General features: G+C 32.4%; 22 protein-coding genes. 8 read left to right on the top strand and 14 right to left on the bottom strand.

Features of this window, described 5'->3' with window-relative positions; genetic code table 11:
- Positions 1 to 87: 87 nt before the first annotated feature.
- The 6 genes from mltG to bshA form a co-directional block, all read right to left on the bottom strand.
- Positions 88 to 1,131 (bottom strand): endolytic transglycosylase MltG, encoded by a 1,044-nt coding sequence (gene mltG, locus CGC48_RS00365; protein ID WP_095897322.1) that lies wholly within the window; start codon positions 1,129 to 1,131, stop codon positions 88 to 90.
- A gap of 101 nt (positions 1,132 to 1,232) precedes the next feature.
- Positions 1,233 to 2,780: a DUF4301 family protein gene (locus CGC48_RS00360; RefSeq protein WP_095897321.1), complete on the bottom strand. Its 1,548-nt coding sequence runs from the start codon at positions 2,778 to 2,780 to the stop codon at positions 1,233 to 1,235.
- On the bottom strand, positions 2,773 to 3,339 hold the full coding sequence (locus tag CGC48_RS00355; protein WP_095897320.1) for an AAA family ATPase: 567 nt from the start codon (positions 3,337 to 3,339) through the stop codon (positions 2,773 to 2,775). Before CGC48_RS00355 ends, CGC48_RS00360 begins: the two co-directional genes overlap by 8 nt.
- A complete protein-coding gene (pnuC, locus tag CGC48_RS00350; RefSeq protein WP_095897319.1) occupies positions 3,303 to 3,977 on the bottom strand; it encodes a nicotinamide riboside transporter PnuC in 675 nt (224 codons plus the stop codon). Before pnuC ends, CGC48_RS00355 begins: the two co-directional genes overlap by 37 nt.
- Entirely contained in the window at positions 3,961 to 4,221 is a 261-nt protein-coding gene (locus CGC48_RS00345; protein WP_095897318.1) for a thiamine-binding protein, read from the bottom strand. The genes pnuC and CGC48_RS00345 overlap by 17 nt, the downstream gene beginning before the upstream one ends.
- A 21-nt stretch (positions 4,222 to 4,242) precedes the next feature.
- Positions 4,243 to 5,379: an N-acetyl-alpha-D-glucosaminyl L-malate synthase BshA gene (bshA, locus tag CGC48_RS00340; protein WP_095897317.1), complete on the bottom strand. Its 1,137-nt coding sequence runs from the start codon at positions 5,377 to 5,379 to the stop codon at positions 4,243 to 4,245.
- Positions 5,380 to 5,666: 287 nt separating this feature from the next.
- Between bshA and rlmD the strand changes: the two genes are divergently transcribed.
- Positions 5,667 to 7,076, top strand: a complete 1,410-nt coding sequence (gene rlmD / locus CGC48_RS00335; protein WP_098029709.1) for a 23S rRNA (uracil(1939)-C(5))-methyltransferase RlmD — start codon at positions 5,667 to 5,669, stop codon at positions 7,074 to 7,076.
- A 390-nt stretch (positions 7,077 to 7,466) separates the two neighbouring features.
- Here rlmD and CGC48_RS00330 read toward each other — a convergent pair whose 3' ends face one another.
- The 5 genes from CGC48_RS00330 to CGC48_RS00310 all read right to left on the bottom strand — a co-directional run bounded on the left by CGC48_RS00330 (position 7,467) and on the right by CGC48_RS00310 (position 11,870).
- Complete coding sequence (locus tag CGC48_RS00330; RefSeq protein ID WP_095897316.1) at positions 7,467 to 9,113, bottom strand: OstA-like protein; 1,647 nt, start codon at positions 9,111 to 9,113, stop codon at positions 7,467 to 7,469.
- A 65-nt stretch (positions 9,114 to 9,178) separates the two neighbouring features.
- Complete coding sequence (locus CGC48_RS00325) at positions 9,179 to 9,787, bottom strand: DUF5683 domain-containing protein (RefSeq protein WP_095897315.1); 609 nt, start codon at positions 9,785 to 9,787, stop codon at positions 9,179 to 9,181.
- Positions 9,780 to 10,721: a ParB/RepB/Spo0J family partition protein gene (locus CGC48_RS00320; protein ID WP_095897314.1), complete on the bottom strand. Its 942-nt coding sequence runs from the start codon at positions 10,719 to 10,721 to the stop codon at positions 9,780 to 9,782. Before CGC48_RS00320 ends, CGC48_RS00325 begins: the two co-directional genes overlap by 8 nt.
- A gap of 9 nt (positions 10,722 to 10,730) precedes the next feature.
- On the bottom strand, positions 10,731 to 11,498 hold the full coding sequence (locus CGC48_RS00315) for a ParA family protein (protein ID WP_018278891.1): 768 nt from the start codon (positions 11,496 to 11,498) through the stop codon (positions 10,731 to 10,733).
- Between the two features lie 57 nt (positions 11,499 to 11,555).
- Positions 11,556 to 11,870 (bottom strand): YbaB/EbfC family nucleoid-associated protein, encoded by a 315-nt coding sequence (locus CGC48_RS00310; RefSeq protein ID WP_018278892.1) that lies wholly within the window; start codon positions 11,868 to 11,870, stop codon positions 11,556 to 11,558.
- A gap of 251 nt (positions 11,871 to 12,121) precedes the next feature.
- Between CGC48_RS00310 and murB the strand changes: the two genes are divergently transcribed.
- Positions 12,122 to 13,141: a UDP-N-acetylmuramate dehydrogenase gene (gene murB / locus CGC48_RS00305; RefSeq protein ID WP_095897313.1), complete on the top strand. Its 1,020-nt coding sequence runs from the start codon at positions 12,122 to 12,124 to the stop codon at positions 13,139 to 13,141.
- 79 nt (positions 13,142 to 13,220) lie between these two features.
- Here the strand turns inward: murB and CGC48_RS00300 are convergent, their stop codons facing one another.
- Complete coding sequence (locus CGC48_RS00300) at positions 13,221 to 13,868, bottom strand: hypothetical protein (protein ID WP_095897312.1); 648 nt, start codon at positions 13,866 to 13,868, stop codon at positions 13,221 to 13,223.
- Positions 13,869 to 13,925: 57 nt separating this feature from the next.
- Positions 13,926 to 15,287, bottom strand: coding sequence for an MFS transporter (locus CGC48_RS00295; protein ID WP_095897311.1), 1,362 nt, complete (start codon positions 15,285 to 15,287; stop codon positions 13,926 to 13,928).
- A 158-nt stretch (positions 15,288 to 15,445) separates the two neighbouring features.
- On the opposite strand from CGC48_RS00295, the gene CGC48_RS00290 reads away from it, so the two are divergent.
- Entirely contained in the window at positions 15,446 to 16,849 is a 1,404-nt protein-coding gene (locus tag CGC48_RS00290; RefSeq protein WP_095897310.1) for an aromatic amino acid ammonia-lyase, read from the top strand.
- Between the two features lie 47 nt (positions 16,850 to 16,896).
- A complete protein-coding gene (locus CGC48_RS00285) occupies positions 16,897 to 18,576 on the top strand; it encodes a L,D-transpeptidase family protein (protein WP_098029708.1) in 1,680 nt (559 codons plus the stop codon).
- Between the two features lie 53 nt (positions 18,577 to 18,629).
- On the opposite strand, the gene CGC48_RS00280 is transcribed toward CGC48_RS00285, so the two are convergent.
- Complete coding sequence (locus CGC48_RS00280) at positions 18,630 to 19,397, bottom strand: murein L,D-transpeptidase catalytic domain family protein (RefSeq protein WP_095897309.1); 768 nt, start codon at positions 19,395 to 19,397, stop codon at positions 18,630 to 18,632.
- A gap of 166 nt (positions 19,398 to 19,563) precedes the next feature.
- On the opposite strand from CGC48_RS00280, the gene CGC48_RS00275 reads away from it, so the two are divergent.
- From CGC48_RS00275 to CGC48_RS00260, 4 genes are all read left to right on the top strand, one after another.
- On the top strand, positions 19,564 to 20,097 hold the full coding sequence (locus CGC48_RS00275; protein ID WP_095897308.1) for a hypothetical protein: 534 nt from the start codon (positions 19,564 to 19,566) through the stop codon (positions 20,095 to 20,097).
- A 236-nt stretch (positions 20,098 to 20,333) separates the two neighbouring features.
- Positions 20,334 to 21,584 (top strand): methionine adenosyltransferase, encoded by a 1,251-nt coding sequence (gene metK / locus CGC48_RS00270; protein ID WP_095897307.1) that lies wholly within the window; start codon positions 20,334 to 20,336, stop codon positions 21,582 to 21,584.
- Between the two features lie 126 nt (positions 21,585 to 21,710).
- The gene (locus CGC48_RS00265; RefSeq protein WP_041996986.1) at positions 21,711 to 22,241 is read left to right on the top strand and encodes a DUF4136 domain-containing protein; all 531 of its coding nucleotides are present in this window, start codon (positions 21,711 to 21,713) and stop codon (positions 22,239 to 22,241) included.
- A 178-nt stretch (positions 22,242 to 22,419) separates the two neighbouring features.
- Positions 22,420 to 24,822, top strand: coding sequence for an efflux RND transporter permease subunit (locus CGC48_RS00260; protein ID WP_095897306.1), 2,403 nt, complete (start codon positions 22,420 to 22,422; stop codon positions 24,820 to 24,822).
- The last annotated feature ends 55 nt before the right edge of the window (positions 24,823 to 24,877 follow it).

Genomic DNA, 24,877 nt, shown 5'->3' with positions numbered 1-24,877 from the left:
TTATAATAAGTTTTCAAATGTATTAATTTTTTGTCAAATAACCAAAAAATTATGAAAAATTAAGGTTATGAATGTGATATAGTAAATTTATCTTCTAACTCCTTGTGAATTTATCCACTGATGATAAGCTTTACTATTGATAAGATGTTGATTATAAGTTCGTGCAAATTTGTGAAAACCTGGTTTTTCTATATCTGCCACAAAATAGAAAAAATCGTGTTTTTCAGGATTTAAAACAGCTTCAATAGATGAAACATCAGGCATTGCAATGGGTGCAGGAGGCAATCCTGCATATTTATAAGTATTGTAAGGAGAATCAATCTCTAAATCTCGGTTTAAAACTCTTCTTATTATTGTGTCGTAATTTCCTGAATGTTCTTTTATTGCAAAAATCACGGTTGGGTCAGCCTGTAGTAACATATTTGATTTCAATCGATTAAGATATACTCCCGCTACCCTACTCCGCTCCGATACTTGAGCTGTTTCTTTTTGTACTATAGAAGCTAAAACACTCACTTGTTTCGGACTAAGATTTTGATTTTCAGCTTTTAGTTTTTTCTCTTCTGTCCAAAAACGATTGTATTCCTTTAGCATTCTGTCTCTGAATTGGTCTGCTGACGTATTCCAAAAAAACTCATACGTGTTAGGTAAGTACATTGTGATGGCATCTTTATCACTAAATTGATTTTCAGATAAAAAAGAAGTTTCTAAAAAAGATTCCAATAGAGAAAGACTATCAGCTTCAATTTGCTGACTGATACGTCCTGCTAAATCTTGTAATCTATCTTGATTGTTGAAAGTCAATTTGATAGGTACATTTTTGCTTCTCAATGTATTGACAATATCATTATTATTACTTCCTCTTTTTATAATATACTTTCCTGCTTTTACATTGTGAGCGTATTTTTTTTGAATAGCAACTCGTTTAAAAGTTTCTATATCAGAAAGGTACGGACTTATTTTATGAATAACTTCATTAAAATTAGAACCTGTTGGGATATAAATAGTCACTTCCTTTTCCTGAAAATTCGTATTTGGGCTTAAAACGGCGTTGTATACAAAATAAGAGAAAATCCCCAGAATAACTACTCCAATAACAGATGCAACAAGTATAATTCTTTTCAGATACATAGTTTTTTATATTTAAAAATCAAATGATTTGGAAGTTTTAAGAACAAAGTCAGGAAAATTCATTAGTTTATAAACTTCCAAATCATTTTATAATCAATTAATTACTGATGTGTTTTTTTCAGTAAATCGTTTACCGTTTTTACTGGGTTAAAAGTAATCAATGGAACTTCAACAAAAATGGTTATCCAGTTTGCCATAGAGCCATTCCAAAGTCCTGGACGTTCAAGAGCTTTTAGTGGTTTTCCCATATAGGTTTTTCCTGTAATAAAAGCTTGTTTAGGGTCTGTAAACTCTTGTAAATCAAATTTTTCTCCTTTGAAGTTTTTTGTTCCACAAACTAAATCAACTGGATTAAAGTGTGTAGACTGCTGGAAAATCTCTTTTTGTTCAGCATTACCCAAATCTACCTGTGCAGATTCAATAATTTGTAAACTTAAGTTTCCATTGATATCTTTTACCCAAAACGGACCTCCACCTGGTTCTCCTTCGTTTTTAACCATTCCACACAAACGAATTGGTCGATTGAGTTGTTCTTGAATGAATTCCAAAGCATAGCGCCTTCTGAATTTATACAGATAGTCAGGAACATAAACATTGATTTCTTTGAGAAAATTCAATATTTTTTTCACTTCTTTTTTCTTAACTTTATCGTTATCAATACGTTTTAAGATGTGGAAAACTTCCGATTGAATTTCAAGTAATTTTCCTGCCAGTGCTTCTTTGTAAAAAACGGTTTCATCTGTGTATTTTTTAACTACAACATTATCAATATTTTTTATAAAAATTACATCAGCATTAACTTCATTAAGATTATCAAGCAAAGCTCCGTGACCCGATGGACGGAACAAAAGATTTCCATTTTCGTCTCGGAAATATTCATTGTCTTCGGTAACAGAAACGGTATCAGTACTTGGCTTTTGATAGGAAAAACTTACATCAAATTTAGTGTTATATCTCTTTTCAAGTTTTTCTTTGATTTCATTTAATTCTTTGTTGAACGCCTCCGTATGTTGCTCAGTAATAGTGAAATGTAGATGAGCAGTATCCTCACCCGAAGCATACATTACCGATTCACGAAAATGCTCTTCAAAAGGTGTGACGATTTTTTCTGAATGCTTATGAAAAGGAAGTAGCCCTTTAGGTAAATTTCCATAATTTAATCCGTTTTCTCCAAGTAAAACAGATACAATCATATGTTTTTGATTGTCTTCATTTTGTATGTGAAAATCGGGAATATTTTTTGCTATATAATCCATTAAAATAGGATAAAAAGCGAATTTTTCCAGTCCTTCAAAAAAAGCTTCAATTTCTCTATCACTTTTTCGATTGATATATGCTTTAAATGACTCTTTTTCAGGATTGTAATTATCTTTAAAAGCAAAAAGTGATTTGAACATCCGAGTAGCTGCTCCTGATGCAGGTACAAATTTCAAAATTGAAATACCTTTCTTTTTCTTCTGATAAAGTGCTGCATATTTAGCGGTTTCTTCTTTTGAGAAAGATAGAATTCCATTTCCAATGGTCGCAGCAGCCTTTAACTCAATTGGAGGGACACCTTGTCTGAAAAGTTCTAACTGACTTTCAAGAACTTCCTCTGAAATTCCTTTTTTAGCCAATAACTCTTGGTCTTTTGATGTAAGTTTAGCCATTGTTTTTCAATATTTTATCAACAACCTCTTTTATAGTTTTCAAACGTTTTTCAAGGTCGCCTGTTATTATTACATATTTAATATTTTGTTTGTCAAGCATTTGCTTAAATTGAACAAACATAAATTCACGTTCATTGGGTTTATCACGCAAATCGTCTGCTTGCCAAGGAACATCAATATCTGTCAGGAAAACGACATCATAATGATTTTCAAGTGCATATTTTTCAATTTCAGCCGAGCATTTTCCGTAGTAAATATACGAATAAATCATCAATTCAAGCAAATTTGTATCACAAAAAATAATTTTATTTGCTTTTTGTATAAGTTCATTTTCCGATGAAGTTTGCCCTAATGCAATGGGTTCGAGGTCGTCCCAAGTACAGGTTTCACGTTTTTCGTCCCATTTTTTTTGTAGATACGTTCGCATAAACTCAGGAACCCATTTTGTTTCGAAATCCTTGGCGAGAGCTTTGCTAAGTGTAGTTTTTCCTGTAGACTCAGGTCCTACAAAAGCCACGCGAATTATATCACTTTCAATTTGTTTAAACTTCTTTTCCATTCAAAAAAGGCTGCAATTGCGATTATAGTAAAAATAAAATACTGAAATGAACTGAATACAAGTCCTTTATGATAATACAAGGGCACCGAAATAATATCGCCAATAATCCAGCAAATCCAATTTTCAATTTTTCGTTTAGCCATCAACCACATTCCAACCAAGAATATTGAAGTGGTAAAAATATCAATCCAATCTATCCAAGTAAAATATTGAAAACCAAAGGAAATTCCTTCAGATGAAAATCCATTATTGATGTAAGGTTTTAACAAATACACTCCTGTTACAAATATCCAACTAAATGTAGCTAATCCAAAACTAATAAGCCAATCACGCCGAGTAGTTTTTGAAACTTCAATATGTACATTATCTTTACTACTTTTTGCCCAAAGAATCCAACCATAAATACTCATTATTGTGTAGTAAAAGTTAATAAGCATATCTCCAAAAAGCCGACTAATCCAAAGTAAATACACAAAAATAATTGTACTGATAATGCCTGTGGGATAGACCAGAATATTTCGTTTCTTACTGAAATAAACACTCAGAAGACCAAAAATCACACCGATGATTTCCAGCACAATAAGATGCGTTTCTACACCCTTATATTGAGCAAAAAACCAATCAAAAATGTGGTTCATAGTCGTATCTGTCTGATTTTACTATTTTTATGTACATCAATCCACGTTCAACAAGCTCCATAGCTTCTTTTATTTCAGCAGTGAGTGTATGCATTACCTTATCATAATCACCATAAACTTGTGTACTTAGCGGATTTTCAAGTACTTTTAAACCTGAATTTCGTAACTTTTTAATAAAATGAATAATAGGCTGTTCAAAATCATCTTGTAATGGACTGAATGTCAGTTCTACTGATATTTTCATAAATTTTATAGTTTAAAATAGTTAATGTTCTCCAATATTTTTTTCTATAGTTTTTTCATAAAGATTTTCGTACATCGGAATGATTTTACACTCGTCAAATCTTTTGGCAGAAATTTTTGCCTGTTTTTTAAATTGAGCTAAGCGGTTTTCATCTTCCAGAATGTAAATGGCGTTTTTACTCATCTCTTTAACGTCTCCGACAGGGCTTAAAAATCCTGAGAAACCATTTTCATTTACTTCGTGTAAACCTCCTGCGTTTGAAGAAATTACAGGAACGCCTGATGCCATTGCTTCCAGAGCTGAAAGCCCAAAACTTTCTGATTCTGATGGTAGTAAAAACAGGTCAGAAGCACAAAGTAGTCTATCCACATCTAAAGTATTTCCCAAGAAAAGTACTTTATTTTTAATACCTAACTGCTTACATTTATTCTCAGCAAACTCTCTTTCAGGTCCATCTCCTGCTAATATAAGTTTTGAAGGAATTTTTTGTTGTATTTGATAAAAAACTTCAATCACATCAGGAATTCGTTTTACTTTGCGGAAATTACTAATATGAGTTACGATTCGTTCGTTTTTTTGTGCCATTATAGAACGTTTACACGGGGCTGTGTATGTGTCTTTTCCTATATCAATAAAGTTCGGAATTACATAGATTTCTTTTTCAATATCAAACAAACGTAATGTATCTTGTTTTAAACTTTCTGAAACAGAAGTAACTACATCTGATTCATTAATACTGAAAGTAACTGCCTGTTTGTAATTCGGATGATTTCCTACTAAAGTGATATCTGTTCCGTGCAGAGTTGTAATCATTGGAATTTCAATACCTTCCTTTTTCAACATTTGCTTAGCCATATAACCAGCATAAGCGTGTGGAATGGCATAATGTACGTGTAAAATATCTATTTTATAGGCTTTTATTACAGAAACCATCTTGCTGGAAAGTGCCAATTCGTATGGCTGATAATGAAACAATGGATATTCTTCCACGTGTACTTCGTGAAAGTGAATATTCATTTCCAAATAGTCCAAACGTACTGGGTAGCTGTATGTTATGAAATGTACTTGATGTCCTTTCCGAGCTAAGGCAAGTCCTAATTCGGTTGCTACTACCCCACTTCCACCAAAGGTAGGGTAACAAACAATTGCTATATTCATCTAAAATTGATTTTTGTTGGCTTACCACCAAATATTCAATTCGTAAAAATATAAAAAAAATGAATAATCAACCGAAAAAAAATAAAAAGTTCTTCTTTAAAATATTGTTTTGAAAATATAAAATAATTAAATCATTGTAAACCAATATATAAATGATACCTCATAATATTTTGCTTTTACATCTTTTTAAAATTGACGTCAGAAGTTTTTTATATATTAGCTATGATTGACTGATGGGTCAGCATTTTTTGCTCTTTATCAATAAAGAATTATCTTTGCACACAATTATGGGAAAGAAAAATCAGAAGTTAGTATTTGAAAATATAGAAGTCATCGATGCTGGGGCAAAGGGCAAAAGTGTAGCCAAAGCTCCTGACGGACGGGTTATTTTCCTGTCAGATGCTGTTCCAGGTGACGTAGTTGATGTGCAAACTACCAAAAAAAGAAACGCTTATTACGAAGGATTTGTAACAAAACTTCACAAATCATCAGAAAGGCGTACCGAACCCGTTTGCGAACATTTCGGGTATTGTGGGGGATGTAAGTGGCAGAATATGAGCTACGAACATCAACTTTTTTACAAACAAAAAGAAGTTGAAAATAATCTCAAACGCTTAGGAAAAATAGAACTCCCTGAAATACAACCTATTTTAGGCTCAGAAAAAATCTATTTTTACCGCAATAAAATGGAATTTTCCTTTTCGGATACGCGTTGGCTTACGCCTGAAGAGATAAAAGATTCAGAAAGTATTGACAATCGCAACGGCTTAGGATTTCACATTTCAGGGGCTTGGGATAAAATTCTTGACGTTAAAAAATGCCATCTACAAGCCGACCCTTCCAACGCCATACGCTTGGCGGTAAAGCAGTTCGCTTTGAAACACGAAATGCCTTTCTATAGCCCTCGTAATCAGTCAGGTTTCTTACGTTCGATGATGATACGAACTGCTTCCACTGGTGAGCTTATGGTGGTTATTCAGTTTTTTGAGGAAAATAAAACTCAACGGGAGTTGCTGCTCGATTTTCTGTCAGAAAAATTCCCGCAAATCACATCGCTTCAATACATTATCAATGGAAAAGCAAACGATTCTATTTACGATCAAGAAATTATTTGCTACAAAGGACGCGATTATATCTATGAGGAAATGGAAGGTTTGCGGTTTAAAATCAATGCTAAGTCCTTCTATCAGACTAATTCCGAACAGGCTTATGAACTTTACAAAGTGGCTCGTGATTTTGCCCAGCTAACGGGAAATGAATTGGTGTACGACCTTTACACCGGAACGGGCACTATTGCTCAATTCGTAGCAAAGAAAGCCCGAAAAGTAGTTGGCGTAGAGGCAGTTCCGGAAGCTATTGAAGATGCTAAAGTCAATGCCCAGAACAATAATATTACGAACGTAAGTTTTTTTGTGGGAGATATGAAAAACGTTTTCAATGAAGCGTTTATAGCTGAAAATGGAGTACCTGACCTTATCATTACCGACCCACCTCGCGACGGAATGCACAAGGACGTGGTACAACAAATCCTCAACATTGCTCCGCCTAAAGTGGTGTATGTGAGTTGTAATTCCGCTACACAAGCACGTGATTTGGCGTTGATGGACGCAATGTACAAGGTCACCAAAGTGCAACCTGTCGATATGTTTCCGCAGACGCACCACGTAGAAAATGTAGTACTTTTGGAAAAACGATAAGAGCCGAAAATACGTTCCAAACAGAAACGTACGTACACTTTAAAAAAGATTGACGTGCGTTCGAAAATTTTCTGACGTCAAGAAATTTATTTTCTGACGTCAGTTTTTTTTCAAATTGACGTACATTTTTTAGATTCCTGATGTTCATTTAATTATAAACATCATTTTTATTTGTTGATAATTGTACAACAAAGCTAATGTTTTATAAGTACATCTTTTTATTTTTTAACGGAAAGAAATTACAAGTGATATGTTTTCAGATTTGTTCTTGTAGTGAAAATCAAAAACACTTTGACGGGAAAGTATTTTAACTTTGACGTCAAAGTGTTTTCAGTTTACAGGCAAAGTGTTTTTAGTTTGCCGTATGTTTTTTAATCATTGTCAGGCGAATTATTTTTCAGTTTCGGTAGAAGCTTCTTCATCTTGCTCAGCATTTAGTTTCGCTTCTTCTATATCAACTTCTTCAGGTTCCTTAGGTCCTTGAATTTTAATAGGTTGTTGTTTCTTTTCTTCCTCGCTAAAAATTTCATCTTTACTTGCGATTCGTTCGTCGCCTCGCCATATAAATTCTCGGAACTTGCGGTCGTTCTTATGAAGTTTGTCTTCTGGATATAAATCTCCTACAGGTTGCGTGATAAAAACGACCTTCTCAACTTGTTGTTGCTCATCTAAATGCAGTTTGATGTGGCTACAAGTGAGCTTGTTGATGCCCACCATTTCCTTTTTATCATTGTAGACGTAATAGATAGACTCCGTATTTTGGAGGAAATCAATTTGCTTGAGTTGATTTTTCTTGAATTTGCCATACAGAACTTTTCCCTTTACTTGATTGTATCCGTCGCTCAGCGTATCTTTTTCAACTACGAGGGCATTATTGAAAACTTTGAGCGAATCCAATTGTTCAGTTTTTGTATTGGCTATTAGATGGATACTGTCACCAGTCATTTGGCTCTCCCCTGTCCAAACCACAGGTTTACCTATAAGTTGAGTAAGTCCGCTAAATTCGTTGGAATGAATAGAGTCACATTTTGCCTGCATATCCGATTTAAAAATACGAGCATCAGGGAACACCCTGATTGTTCTGTTCTGTTCCTTTCCTGTAACCAGTATCTTTTTTCCGTGCATATACATTGAATCCTTTTCAATCAATGAAATGATTACAGGTTTTTTGGTAATGAACATAGAGTCTTTCGCTTTGTGAATTTCGCCATAATGTCCTTTAACAATGGTATTATTAATGGTATCAATCACAACAATATTATTTGTCCCTGAGGCAAATTGTTTCTTCTTATCAAAGTACAAACTATCTCCTTTCAGTGTTTTTAAGTCGTAATCGATAGTTGCATTTTTCATAAAGTACCCTTCTTCTTTGCGTGTATCGTAAAAGCCTCGTTCACAATAAACTTTATAGTCCTGACCTGTAATTGTTGTCGCTCCGTAGAAGTAAGCATTTCCTGTGGGGTGGTAGTAGTCCAATATTTGAGAGTCAACCACGAAATCTTTATTTACAATTTTTACTGAATTAGTAAATTGATTTTTCTTTTTGGTAATGAAGTACTTACCTGTTTTGCTGGTCAGTTCGTTTTCCACATCGGTGATTTTACCAAAGTTGTTATAATAGGCTTCTTGTGTATTTCTGTCGAGGAAAAGCTCTTCTGTTTCAAGAGTCATTGTTTCGTTCTTCAGTACTACATTTTCTTTAGCTACAGCTGTTTTAAGGTTTCCGTTGTAGGAAATGTATTGGCTATTCATTTGTAAGGTATCCCCTTGTTGTACGAATATATCTCCGTGAGCAATAACAAGATTTTTTTCCTCATAAAGTACTGCCAAATTACACCAAATATCCAATCCTTGATGCCTGAACTGAACTTTATTTCCATCGGATTTGAAAATGGTAGCTCCAGGATATTTTGCGTTATCAATAGTGAATTCACCTCCGTAGACAATCTCAATACGTTTTATTTTTGGGTCATTATTTTGAGCCAAAGAAGGTAAATAAATTGCTAACAAACTGATGATAAATAAAATATATCTCATTCGGACAGGATTTGATACACGTATTTTAAAAAAATTATTTCTGATTTTTCTTTAAGAAGAAAGTATTAAAAACGATATTGCATTGTTATCCCAAACATAGGCTTTGCATTTATTTCATTTGATTCAAAGAAAGGTTCAAAAGAAAGACGCTCATCTACATTGAATTGCTTCAAGTGTGCATCTACATTGGCTTCGATGATATTCAAAGCATACAAACCTGCCGTAATTAACAGGGACAACTCCTGATTTCTTCTGTAAAACTGCTGAGCCCTACGCAAACCATCTGTACTTAAACGAGGCTGACCATCACTTCTATTTCCATAAAATTCGTCGTCGGTATGTCCTGCCATTCGTCTTTTATAAGCCGTTTGATATCTGTTGAATTCTTTTGTATTGCGAATGTAAAAATAAACTCCTGTACCGATGGCTCCATAAACGAGAGGAACTTTCCAATAACTTTTGTTATAAATTTGTCCCAAACCTGGAAGAATTGCGGAATAAAATGCTGCCTTAGCAGGAGAAAGAGGGTCTGTATTCCAAGTAGGTTGTTGTATCGTTTTAAATTCACTTTTTACAGCTTTAGCCTGTATTGTATCTTGCAAACCAGCTGATTGTGCATAAGATACATACAGGCCAAGCCACATTATAAATATGAAAACAATTGATTTAGACATTTTTATTCAACAAACTTTGAATACGTTTAAAATCTTCTTCCGAAGAAAAAGGAATTGTTAATGTTCCTTTACCATTTTTAGCAACTTTAACGGAAACTTTAGTGCCAAAAAAGTGACTAAAATTGTCCAAATTTTCCTGAATATATGAAGGAATTCCTGCTTTTAGATTTTGACTTTTAGAGGTTTCAATTTCTGACTTTTTACCTTCAGTAGTTTGCAAATCAGGATTTTGAATTCTGCGAACCAAATCTTCTGTTTCACGAACGGACAAATTTTGCGAAATAATTTCTTGATAAATATCCACCTGTTGTTCAGGATTTTCAATGGTAATTATGGCACGTCCGTGACCCATAGAAATAAACCCATCACGAATTCCTGTTTGGATTACAGGAGCTAATTTTAAGAGTCTTAAGTAATTAGTGATTGTAGAGCGTTTTTTACCAACACGTTTACTCATTTGATCTTGAGTGAGATTAATTTCCTCAATTAGTCGTTGGTAAGAAAGTGCTATTTCAATTGGGTCTAAATCTTGGCGTTGGATATTTTCAACTAAAGCCATCGTTAAGGATTCGTTATCATCTGCGATACGAACATAAGCAGGAATGGTTTTCAGTCCAGCCAATTTTGAAGCTCTAAAACGACGCTCACCAGAAATTAATTCGAACTTATTAAATCCAATTTTCCGAACAGTAATTGGTTGAATAACACCTAATTCCTGAATAGATGAAGCCAACCCTTCAAGTTCTTCTTCATTAAAAGAAGTTCGGGGTTGAAAAGGATTTACTTCTATAAAATCAAGCTCCAATTCAATGATGTTACCTACTACTTTTTCAGCATTTTTATCCTTTGCTGAATTAATGTCATTATCTGGACTATTTCCAAATATGACAGAAACACCTCTTCCTAAGGCTTGTTTTTTGAATGTTTTAGCCATTTATGTGATTTAAACTTTATTTTTATCAATAATTTCTTGTGCCAAATTAATATGATTTGTAGCTCCTTTGCTGGTTGCGTCATAGTTTATGATTGTTTCACCAAAACTTGGAGCCTCACTCAAACGTACATTTCGCTGGATAATCGTTTTGAAAACCATATCACTAAAGTGCTTTTGAACCTCTTCAACTACCTGATTTGAAAGACGTAAACGAGCGTCATACATTGTTAAAAGAAGCCCTTCAATATCCAAATTTGGATTGAATACTTTTTGTACTTGTTTAACCGTATTTAAGAGTTTGCCAAGCCCTTCCAAAGCAAAATATTCACACTGAATAGGTATAATAACAGAGTTAGCCGCTGTAAGTGCATTTAGTGTAATTAAGCCCAATGAAGGAGCACAATCAATTAAAATATAATCGTATTGGTCTTTGATAGGTTCTAAAGCTTTTTTGAGCATAAACTCACGCTGTTCCTTATCAACCAGCTCAATTTCAATAGCAACCAAGTCAATATGTGCTGCGATTAAATCTAAATTAGGAGATTCTGTGTGGATAATCATATCCTTTGCTTCCACAGTATGCTCTAAAAGCTCGTAAGTTCCGTGCTCAATTGAATCAATATCAACCCCTAACCCTGAAGTAGCATTTGCTTGAGGGTCAGCATCAATAAGTAACACCTTCTTCTCAAGTACCCCTAAAGAAGCTGCCAGATTCACTGAAGTTGTAGTTTTTCCTACTCCCCCTTTTTGATTTGCAACAGCAATTATTTTGCCCATAATCTTAAATTTTAATTATCTTGAAAGTAATATTTTATTGGTGATTAAAGCTCTTTACTAAAAAAGACCAGGTATGTTAGGCATTCCTTGTTTGGCAACTGCAGCTAACTCATTTTCATTGATTTGTGTAGCTTTTTCAATCGCTTTATTTAGTGTGAGCACCAAGTAGTCTTCCAATTCTTCTTTATCAGAAAGTAAACTTTCATTGATTTGAATAGATTTTATTTCCCGATTGGCTGTTATGGTAACTTTTATTTCACCATTTGATGAAACTTCATCTATTAAAACATTATTTAAACGTTGTTTTGTTTCTTCAATTTTTTGCTGGGTTTCTTTTAATTTACCCATCATTCCCATAAGATCTCCAAACATATTTTATTTTAATTTTTCTGTGTGGACAAAAGTAGTAATTTTTTTTGAAGTAACAAGTTTGCAAAATTAGGGGTATGTAAAATCAATTTATATTTTTTTGAAAGTATACAGATTTTTAACATATTACATTTTTTGTTTTAGAATACTGAAAAATCATTTCAATCTTAAGTAAAAAATACGTGTGAATTCTTTGCATATTTCGTATTTTTGCAAAAAGAAATTTTACAAAAATCATAATAAAAAATACAATTATGGTAAATAAAATATATTCACAAAAGAAATTATCTTTAAAACCTTACAATACGTTTAATATAGATGTTCAAGCAAATGATTTCATTAAAATTCAAACTGAAGAAGAATTAATTAATGCATTACAACATTTTCCTAATCCCTTTATTTTAGGAGGTGGTAGTAATATGCTTTTAACCCAAAATATTGAAAAACCTGTATTTCATATACAACTTAAAGGAATTTCTATAGAAAAGGAAACAGAAGATTTCGTTTGGATTAAAGCTCAGGCAGGTGAAAACTGGCACAAATTTGTTTTACATACGCTAAATCAAGGATTTGGGGGACTTGAAAATCTGTCACTCATACCAGGTAATGTGGGGACTACCCCCATACAAAATATAGGAGCTTATGGGATTGAAATCAAAGATGTTATGGAGAATTGTGAAGCGATTCACGTGAAAACATATAAAAAGAAAACCTTCTCTAATGTTGATTGCAAATTTGCGTATCGTGAATCTATATTTAAAAATGAAGAAAAAGATAATTATATAATTACTTCTGTTACGTTCAAACTTACCAAAAGAAATCACATTTTACGTACAGAGTATGGTGCTATAAAAGACGTTTTATCTCAAAGAGAAATTAAAAATCCAACCCCAAAGGACATTTCAGAAGCAGTTATTTTTATTCGCGAAAGCAAATTGCCTGATCCTAAAAAAATAGGAAATAGCGGAAGTTTTTTTAAAAATCCTATTGTGACAAAGATGAAATTTGAGAAACTTCAAGAAAAATATCCTAAAATGCCTTTTTATGAATTAAATCAGGAACAAGTGAAAATTCCAGCAGGTTGGTTAATAGATACTTGTAAATTAAAAGGTTATAGAAAAGGTGATGCTGGTGTGCACAAAAAACAAGCCCTTGTTTTAGTAAATTATGGAAATGTTACAGGCACAGAGATTCTTGAAATTGCTCATTTTGTTAAAAATGAGGTGAAGGAAAAGTTTGATATAGAATTAGAGTTTGAAGTGAACATTTTTTAAAAAAATCATTTCAATTAAAAACAATTGTTATGATTTTTAAATTTATCTTAATAAATGGTATATTGGTAATGTAAATTTGCTATTCATTTTTTATGATAACAAACTGAGCTTTGGAACCTGTTGCTAAATTCCATTGATTTTGAGCGATAACTTTTCCACCATCGTCCAAAACTCTGAAATCTGCTGTATTAGGACCTGATTCTCCCTGATTTAAAGCTAAAAATTCAATTTTATTGAATCCAGGTTTTAAATTGATTTGAAAGCCATTATATTCTCCTAATAGAAGGATATCGTGAATTTCAACTTTGTCGTTTACTAAAATGCTAACTCTATCACCATCAATAGCTTGATAATCTCTACAGTATACATTCACAAATCCGCCATTGCTTACAAAGTCTCCAAAAAATTGATTCCCTTTTGGAGCGTTATATTCTTCCCTTTTATGGTCATTCAAAACGCTATAATTAGGCTTAAAGTCTATTTTTCGTCGTATCAAATCACTTTTTTTCGTGAAATTAACCTCTTTTTCTGGTGTTTTTAGTAGAGAACCCGATTCGTCTTTTTTTGTAGATAAAGGTAAAGAAAATAAGTTATCAGATGAATTAAGTTCGGGAGCATTTTCAAGTGGAACTACAACAGGAACTTGCCTTTTTGAAGTTTCAAAAGTTTGTGCTTTAGCAAAATTAATAACTAAACACAAAAAACAAATAAAAATACTTTTTTTCATAACAAATTCATATTAAGTAACCAAAAAATAAATTTAAACTTTGATGAGTTTCATTTATTAATCACAATTGGACTGAAGCTTTTCTAATTTCGCTTTTCTTCTTTCCATTCTTAAGACTTTCAACAACAAAAATACGCCAAAACCGAAAAACAGAACCAAAAAAACTACTGAATTTCGCATATTATTCGTAAATTGGTCAATGAAGCCATATATTCCCATACCAATAACAATGCCAATTTTTTCAGCAACATCAAAAAAACTGAAAAAAGATGTTGTATCTTTTGTCTCGGGTAGATAATTTGAATACGTTGAACGAGAAAGTGTTTGAATTCCACCCATTACCATTCCTACAAGCATTGCCGTTATATAAAAATGTACTGGAAGATAAATAAAATAAGCTACCAAACAAATTATAATCCAAATGCAATTTAAAATAATTAGTACAGGAACTTGTCCCATTCTTTTGACGGCGACAACCGTTAGCCTTGCTCCAAAAATAGCTACAATTTGGATTATCAAAATGCTTATAATTAACCCTAATGTTCGTTCTTCTGTACCTTTCCAACGGATTTCCTGTTCTCCAAAATAGGTTGCAACTAACATAATAGTTTGTACTCCCATACTATAGACAAAAAATGCGAATAGAAACATTTTTAATCTGTTAGATTCTTTTAATCTTCTCCAGACACCTCTTAATTCTTTGTAACCATTAAAAATAATATTTTTATTTATTTTGCCTCTTCCTTTCTCAAAATCAGGTAGATATCTAAACGAATACTGACTGAAAGTAATCCACCAAATTCCCACCGTTACAAATGAAATTTTCATTGCTGTAAGGGTTGCTTGTGTTTCATCTCCTCCAATACCAAAGAAAGATGGATACATTACCATTGCCAAATTGAAAATCAATAATGTGGTACAACCTAAATACCCCATAATGAAACCTTTAGCACTAACTTCATCATATTGTTCTGGCAAGGCTATATCTGGCAAATAAGAATTATAGAAAACGATACTTCCCCAAAAACCTACAACTCCCAAAAAATAACACGTAAGTCCGAAGTACACATTTTCCAGAGAGAACCAATATAAGCCTATGCAGGAAATTGCTCCCAGATAACAAAAAAACTTCATAAAAGTTTTTTTATTTCCCAGATAATCAGCTATTCCACTAAGTATAGGAGAAACTAAAACAACCACTAAAAAAGCTAATGATGTAACAAAAGTGATAACGGCAGTATTTTTAAAACTTATTCCGAAAATTTCAATATGAGTTATTTCTGCTATTTTGAATAACAATCCATAAAAGATAGGAAATACAGCAGAAACAATAGTTAAGCTATATACAGAATTAGCCCAATCATATAATATCCAAGCTTTTAGAAGTTTTTTGTGTCCGCGTGGAAATTGAGTTGGCATAAGCAATTTTTTCGTTAGTTAGATTATCAAGGAGGCAAATTTACACTTTTTTAAGATTTTTTCTCTATGTTAGAATAAAAATATCTTTTGACTTAAATGGGTAATTTTCTGTATATTCAAAAAAAATATATATTTGTACTTCGAAATAATGAATAAGTATGATTCACTATATATCTAATGATGTGCTTATTTTGGAGCATATCGAGTCGATACTCACTAATGATGTAAAGTTAAAATTATCGGAAGAAGCAATAATTAATGTCCAAAAATGTAACGCCTTTCTGAGCCAAGATATTTCAGAGCAATTTAAAGAAAAAGATATTAACAATCAGTATTTTCTGTTAAAATCATATGCCTGTGGGATTGGAGAGACTATTTCTGACGAAGTTGTTAAACTTATGTTATTTCTTAAAATTCAGTCGCTGTGCTATGGTTTTAGCGGTGTTCGTTTGGAAATTGTTGAACGTTTACTTGATTTTTTCAATAATAACATTCTTCCTGTGGTGTACTCAAAAAACACTCCAGATGATCGTATTGCTCTGGCTCACTTATCATTACCTTTAATCGGAGAAGGAGAAGTTCGCATTAATGGAAAGGTATTTTCTACTTGTGAGTTGGAAGCCAAGTTTGGTTGGAAGCCTATACAATTAAGAAATAAGGAAGCTGAAGCTTTATTAGGAGGCACGCAACTTACGACTGCTTATGGGGCTTGTAATCTTATTAAAGCATTGAAATTGTGTAAAATATCTGATTTTATATCTTCAATTTCGGTACAAGTTTTTGGAATTAATAGTTTGTTTTTTTCGGAACAGGTGCAGATCGTACGTCCTCACAAAGGGCAAATTCAAACAGCGGATTCTATTCGTAATTTAATGAATAGTAATAAATTAAATATCAATAAAGTTGTTTCCTCTTCAGCTCCTGAGGCTTTTTGTGCTATTCCGCAAGTACACGGAGCAGTAAAAGATACAATTGCATACGTACGAAAAATTATTAAAACCGAAATTAATTCAACCACAGATAATCTTTTAGTTTTCCCAGAAAAAAAACAAGTTATTTTTGGAGGAAATTCGCATACCTTACCCTTATCACTTGGCTTAGATTTTCTATCAATTGCTTTAACAAGTTTAGGAAATATCTCAGAAAGAAGGATTTTTTACTTAATTTCTACCTTAAGTACACAGAATAACGAAGAAAATTTGGCTATGTTTTTAAATTTTACAGTTCTTCAGCGTATAACTGAGGGGATTTTGGCAGAAAATAAACGATTATCGGTTCCCGTAAGTGTAGAAAGCCCTATTTTTACTGAAAAAATGACTGATATTAAAGGAATGGGCGGAAGTTCAGCAGTGAAATGTTATGAAGTGATTAAAAATATAGAACAAATTTTAGCCATTGAATTATTGATTGTAGCTTTAATAATATTCAATGAAAAAAGTCAGTATGACTCTGAGATAATTAAAAAATACATCAAATATTTAGATTTTGATACAAATAAGCAGGATTTGAAAAAATATATTGAAAAAATATTATTATTTTTTAGAGAAAACGAAATTGTTTAAATAAATCAATGTATATTTACTATATTATTAACTTTCAATTTAATAGAATGAAAAATTATTTTTTTGTACTTTTAGGAGTATTTATAATTTTACAAAGTTGCAAAAACCAGACGCCCAAAGAACTTGTTGAAGAAATTAAGCAACGAGAAACCTATGAAAGTCCTAAAATGGTTTCTTTATCTGACACTACGCAAAAATCTTTTAATCAGATATTTATAAAAGATAGTGTACTCAGAAAATCTGTTATTAATGACACTAAGAATTTTTATAAACAGAACGGATTTCAAACGCGTTGGCTTTACGAAACCAAGCCAGGGAAATTATTTTATGAGTATATGAAAATTCTGGAAAATTCCGAAAATTACGGATTAAATCCTGAAACCTATAATCATAAACTTTTATTACAATCTGTAGAAAATCTTTATACTTCCTCCCCTATTCTTTCAGAAATTGAAAAATTGGATAAAGAAATCACATCTTCTTTTTTGTTGTTAACCAATCATTTAGGACGTGGACGTATCACAAAATTAGCTCACGGAAAACACATTTGGAAACGTTCAAAAAAGAATAGAGATGATTTGGAAATATTGTTGAAAATAAAAGATGATGAAAAACTATCAGAAATTGTTGACGCTTTACATCCTCAGCATTCTCTTTATAAGCGAATGAGTGAAAAATACAAAACATTAAAAGATACTGAAGAAGATTCAATAATAGAGGTTACGATTCCTCAACCAAAAGAATTTTTAGTGGGATATAAACACAAGTCAGTAGAAAATTTAAGACAGAATTTAGCACAAAAAGGCTATGAAGCAATTCCAGAAAACTCGGCTAATCAGGTAGATAGTACTTTGTTGAAAGCATTGATGCAATTTCAAGAAGATAAAGGAATTAAACCAGATGGAATTCCTGGTAAATCAACTCTTTATTATTTGAATATGACTCTTTCTCAAAAACGTGATTTACTTCAACTTAATATGGAGCGTATACGACTACTAAATAATGATTTAGGTGATGATTACATTGTTGTGAATATTCCTGAATTCAAGATGTTTATCTATCATAAAGATTCTATGATTCATCAAATGAATGTAATTGTTGGGAAAGAATATACAGCTACACCTGTATTTATAGACACGTTAAAATATGTTGAATTTCGCCCTACTTGGACTGTTCCTCAGAGTATTATAAAAAATGAGATGATTCCACAAATTGTATCTCAATCCGACCCTGAAAAATATCAAAAACGTGGATATACACTTTACGAAAATGGAAAAAAAATAGATCCAAAGACAGTTGATTGGAAAAGCTCTGATATTAACAAACGAAAATTCAGATTTGTAGAGGCTCCATCTGCCAGAAATTCTTTAGGTTTAGTAAAATTTATTTTAACAAATGATATGAGTATATATCTTCACGACACACCCTCTCCTAAGCTATTTGCAAGAGAAAATAGAGCTTTAAGCCACGGATGTATTCGTGTGGAAGAACCTGCAGAATTAGCGTATCTTCTTTTAAAAAATCAAGATGATTGGACAAGAGAAAAAGTGGTCGAAGCAATGAATTCAGGAAGAAATCAGAGACGTATAAAATTGAATACCAAATTTTTAGTAAATATGCTTTACATAACTGCTTGGGTTGATGAAAAAGGAGATTTGATTATCAAAAATGATATATATGGATTTGATCAAGAACAACTCAAAGAATTAAGAAAATTTCAAGATTAAAAAAACAGGATAGCAATTTTGCTATCCTGTTTTTTTATGACAACCTTAAAATATTAAAGCATAGAATATTCTATTAATTTTAGGACATTTAGGTATTTAGAAGAACTTAAATATTTCGGATTGTTGTAGTAAGCAAAAATCATCGTCTTTTCCTTGATAGTCTCTATAACTTGTTTATAAATATCTTTAGGCAGCACAGGACATCCCAAACTTCTTCCCATACGACCATTTTTCTTTATGTAATCCTCACTGGCATAATCAGCTGTGTGGATTACCACACCACGTTCGGCCATATTGCTGTTGTATCCTTTTTCATCACCGTGAAGTTGTAAGCTAAATCCTCTACTTCCCATATAGGTTTTTCCTGTGATATAAAAGCCAATACTGCTTTTGTTGGATTCTTTGATATTTGAAAATGAAGTGGGGGTTTTTTCTCCGCTTTTTTTACCGTGTGCAACATAGGTGTTGTAGATAATTTGCTTATTTTCCAAGTCAATTGTGTAGAAGCGTTTTGTGTTGCAATCCTTTGAGAAGTCAATAATTGAAAAGATTTCTTTATCGTTTAGTCTTTGTTGTTTTCTAAGAGATTGATAACCAATGTAGGCGTATCTGAAAGCTTCAAAGTTTAAATCGTATTCTTCTGCCCCAATTTCATCATAAACATCTTTGATGTTTGTCTCCATTTTCTTTAGAGCCAAAGTAACATATTCTTTTGAATTAATGGAATCACTAATAGATTCAAAAACAATGTTTTCTGCCTTTGTTAGATGTGTTGAAATACTTAAAATAAATAAACAAATTACACGGAATATCTTGTTCATAACATATGGTTATTATACTATAACAAAAATCGATGCAAAGCTATATCCATATAAATTAAAAAACAAGAGCTTAGTGGATAAAAAATTGTTAATTAACATTTTTATAGTAGATAAAAAATTGCTTAACTATTGTATTTATTTATTTTTGCAGTGTAAATATTTTATTATGAAGAGATTAATTTTAACGTTTGGTTTTATTTTTATCTGTAATTTTTTGATAGCTCAGCAAGGAAGTTCCTCATTTTCAAAAACTTATTCTCCAAATAATTGGACTTTTGGTGGGAATGTAGGTCTTTCAGGAGGAAGTTATGGATTGGGAGTTTTTATTACACCAAGAGTTGGTTACAAAGTAACTGAGGCTTTTGAAGTGGCAGCAAATTTGAATTATACATTTCAAAATACAGAATTTTATAAAAATAATCTTTTAGGATTTGGTCCTTCTGTTAATTATTACATACAACGAAATTTTTTCCTAAATTCTTCTTTTCAGCATTATTTTGTATCACAAAAACACAAAATTACCAAAACTTCGTACAATGTGAGAGAAAATGCATTATATGTGGGAGGTGGTTATATGCAACATTTAGGTGGAAGAGCTTATATGCAGCTCGGCTTTTCATATAATATACTTTACAATAAAAATAAAAGCATATTTTCTACAGGATTTGTTCCTAACGTGGGAATTGTTGTCGGGTTGTAAAATTTTTCTTTTTCCCTTTTCTATTTTTGTTTGTTTTTGTACCTTTGCACCCGAATTAATAATAAGAGGAAAGATTTGGACTGATTGCAACCTCTTTTTGGAACTTCCAAAAAAATGCTAAAACAGTGATTTACATTGCTTTATAATTGCTAAATAATTATTTCTTTAATAAGAAATGAATTAATGAAAATTGCAGTTATCGCCTAAAATCTTCCTTTCTAAAAAATTTTATAGAAATGGGATATTTATTTACCTCCGAGTCCGTTTCAGAAGGACATCCAGACAAAATCGCAGACCAAATTAGTGACGCACTTATTGACAATTTCTTAGCTTTTGACCCAACCTCAAAGGTTGCCTGTGAGACTTTGGTAACTACAGGGCAAGTGGTATTAGCTGGTGAAGTAAAATCGAACACATATATTGATGTTCAGCAAATTGCAAGAAATGTTATTCGTAAAATTGGCTACACCAAAAGCGAATATATGTTTGAGGCAAACTCTTGCGGAATTTTATCGGCAATTCACGAACAATCACCCGATATTAACCAAGGTGTTGATAGAGGAAATCCAGAAGAACAAGGTGCTGGTGACCAAGGTATGATGTTTGGTTATGCTGTTAACGAAACAGAAAATTATATGCCTTTGGCGTTGGATTTATCTCACGCTTTGTTAAAGGAATTAGCTGAATTACGTCGTGAAAATAAGGAAATTACCTATCTTCGTCCTGATGCAAAGAGCCAAGTTACTTTGGAATATAGTGATGATAATAAGCCCATTCGTATCAATACAATTGTAATTTCAACCCAACACGATGATTTTGATACAGAGGAAAAAATGTTACAAAAAATCAAAAATGATATTGTAACTATCTTAATTCCAAGAGTTATTAAAAAATATCCGCAGTACGCACCTTTCTTCGACGAGAAGATAAAGTATCATATTAATCCTACAGGGATTTTTGTTATTGGAGGACCACACGGTGATACAGGTTTAACGGGCAGAAAAATTATTGTTGATACGTATGGCGGAAAAGGAGCTCACGGAGGCGGTGCTTTTTCAGGAAAAGACCCAAGTAAAGTGGACAGAAGTGCTGCTTACGCAATGCGTCACATCGCCAAAAATATGGTCGCCGCTGGGGTTGCTGACGAAATTTTGGTACAAGTAAGTTATGCTATTGGAGTTGCTGAACCTACAGGTCTGTACGTAAATACGTATGGTACATCAAAAGTGAATTTAACAGATGGAGAAATCGCTAAAAAAGTACAAAACATCTTTAAATTAAGACCTTATGATATTGAGCAACGACTCAAACTTCGTAATCCAATATACAGTGAAACAGCTGCTTACGGGCATATGGGACGTGCGCCTGAAACTGTAACCAAAGTTTTTACGTCGCCTTATAATGAAACTAAAACGATTGAAGTAGAATTGTTTACTTGGGAAAAATTGGATTTTGTGGATAAAATAAAAACTGAATTTGGAATTTAGTGTATTAGGTATTTTATTCTTTCATTTTATATTTTTTGTTCACTTAGCTGACAGAAATAATGATTTTCGGTATGAATTTTGCTATTAACTTTGTATAAGTTGTTCAATCAATAAAAAGTATAAAATATGAAAAATGCAGTATCAATTATCATTGTTTTATTTGTTGCTCTGACTTCTTTTTCGTGTGCAAGTGTAATGGTTGCAGTAGATTATGATGGAAAAGCGGATTTTTCTACCTACAAATCGTATGCATTCTTTAAAGAGGGAGTGGACAAAGCTCAGATTTCGGATTTGGACAAGAAGCGAATTTTACGTGCCATTGAACATAATCTGAATACAAAAGGAATGGTGGTTTCTGACAATCCTGATTTTTTGGTAAATATTTTCACAAGAGAGCGTGAAAATATTAATATTTACAATAATTCTCCCTATTATTGGGGTTGGGGCTGGGGACCTTTTTGGGGAGGTTCTTACTATAATGTAAGTTCAAGTGCGGAAGGAACACTTTACATTGAAATCATTGATGCCAAAAAAAAGGAACTCATTTGGCAAGGTAAGGGAACTGGCTACATTCCCAGAAGTGTAGAAGCTAAGGAAGAAGCCATCGCCAACTTTGTAAATAAAATCTTGGAAAAATATCCACCACTGAAGAAATAAAATATTGGTCAAAATTTTTTTTTAAAAAAAGAGGTAGATTGAATTAGTTCATTACCTCTTTTTTCTTTTTTGACTTTTCTTCTAAAAGTTAATTATTTTTCTGAGGCAAATTAAGAAATTAAATTCTGAATCTGGAAATTAATTATTAATTTTGCACGAATATTTTAAAAATTTACTGATGATTAAATGGTTTAAAGCAGAATTTTGGACAACCATTGCTCGTTTAATACTACGAAACAGAATTACGCTTCTGATAGGTATAGCATTGATTACTATATTTTTAGCAATTCAGTGGAGAAGCATTCGTTTTACTTTCACAGAAGCAAATATGCTCCCCAATGACCACCCCGTAAATTTGGAATACAAAGATTTTCTATCTAAATTCGGAGAAGAAGGTAATTTAATTCTTTTAGCTATCAAAGATGAAAACGTATATACTCCTGATGTACTCAATCAATGGAATGAGTTAAGCAGAGAATTGAAACGTTTTAAAGAAATAAATGCTGTTATCTCCGTTGAGAATCTTCCAATTCTAGCAAAAGATACTGCTAAACAAAGTTTTACTACAGAATTGCTTCTGAATGGCAAAATTGAAACCCAGAAACAAGCTGATAGTATAAAAACAATACTTGCGGAAAAATTACCTTTTTATGAGGGATTAATTTACAACAAAGAAACAGGAACTTTGCAAACTGCGGTGTATATGGATAAAAAAATCATAAACACTAAAGCTCGTAAAGATTTTATTATCAATAATTTTATTCCTCTGGTAGAAAAATTTGAGCAGCAAACTAAGCTAAAGGTTCATACTTCGGGAATGCCATACATACGCACACTTAGTGCTCAAAGTATCATTGACGAAATAGGCTTGTTCATTGCGGCGGCTTTGTTTACTACTTCTTTTATTTTCTTTCTGTTTTTCCGTTCATTCCGAGCAATGTTCATTTCAATGACAGTAGTTTCTATCGGAGTTATGTGGACGTTTGGTTTTCTTGGATTGTTTGATTATGAAATTACTATACTAACAGGGCTAATTCCTCCGTTAGTAATTGTTATCGGAATTCCAAATTGTATCTTCTTGATTAACAAATATCAACAAGAAATAAACAAACACGGAAATCAAGCTAAATCATTGCAACGTGTCATACGTAATATAGGTAATGTAACACTCCTGACGAACTTAACAACAGCCATCGGTTTTGCTACTTTCATATTTACAGAAAGTGATTTATTGAAAGAATTTGGAATAATCGCTTCGTTAAGTGTTATTTCCATTTTCATTCTTTCTTTGCTTATTATTCCGATTATTTATAGTTTTATGAAAATTCCGAAAGCCAAGCATTTGCGTCACTTGAATAGAAATTGGATTAGTGGACTTATTCGATGGCTTGAAAACACAGTAAAACATCATCGTTTTGCGGTTTTTTCGGTTGCAGTGACCTTGCTAGTGGCAAGTATTATTGGAATTTATAAAATAAAAATATCAGGTAGTTTGATTGAGGATATGCCAAAATCGGCTGCATTTTTTGATGATATTCTCTTTTTTGAAAAAGAATTTGGCGGAATTATGCCTCTGGAAATTGTTATTAACACAAAACAAAAAAATGGAGTGACACGCTTACCCACTCTCAAACGATTGGAAGAGCTTTGTGAACACATTAACGAAATTCCAGAAATTTCAAAACCAATTTCAATCCTAAATTTGTTAAAATACGCGAAACAAACGTACTATAACGGAAATCCAGACTATTACGAATTGCCTACCACACAGGAGCAAAATTTTATAATGTCATACGTACGAAATTCCAAAGGAAATACGCAAATGTTGTCGTCTTATGTAGATTCTTTAGGACAAACAGCTCGTATCACAACTTTTATGAAAGACATTGGTACGGAGAAAAAGATGCAACAGATTGAAGAAAGTATTTATACAAAAGCTAAAAAACTATTTCCTGAGGATAAATATGAGCTGAAAATTACAGGAAAAGCTTACTTATTTACCAAAGGTACAACGTATTTAGTAACAAACTTGATTTATTCATTGTCATTGGCAATTTTCTTGATTGCATTGATAATGTCTTATATGTTCCGTTCATTCAAAATGATTGTAGTATCCTTAATACCAAATATTTTACCATTATTAATAACAGCTGGAATGATGGGATTTTTGGGAATTCCACTGAAACCTTCTACAATATTAGTTTTCAGCATTGCATTTGGGATTTCGGTAGATGATACAATCCACTTTTTGGCAAAATATCGTCAGGAATTGGTTGCCCGAAATTGGAAAATTAGTAAATCGGTTTATGCAGCATTACGTGAAACGGGGGTTAGTATGTTTTATACTTCTGTGGTGTTACTTTTCGGATTTTCAGTGTTTTTACTATCAGGATTTGGTGGGACAAAAGCTCTTGGAGGGTTGGTTTCTGTAACACTACTTTTTGCAATGGCTACGAATTTATTGTTTTTGCCAAGTCTGTTGTTGGCCCTCGAACGAAGTATTGCTAACAAAGAAACTTTGAAAGAACCTCAAATAGAAATTTTTCCAGAGGAAGAAAAAGAAGAAATAAAATCAGAATAATTATAATCTAAAACATTTTTTAGGAATAATTTGTAATTGAAATTTATTTTTATAC

The sequence above is a fragment of the Capnocytophaga cynodegmi genome (assembly GCF_002302475.1).
GTDB classification, from domain to species: Bacteria; Bacteroidota; Bacteroidia; order Flavobacteriales; family Flavobacteriaceae; genus Capnocytophaga; species Capnocytophaga cynodegmi.
Note: the sequence above shows the minus strand (reverse complement) of the source record. Positions and strands in the feature narration are given on the sequence as shown.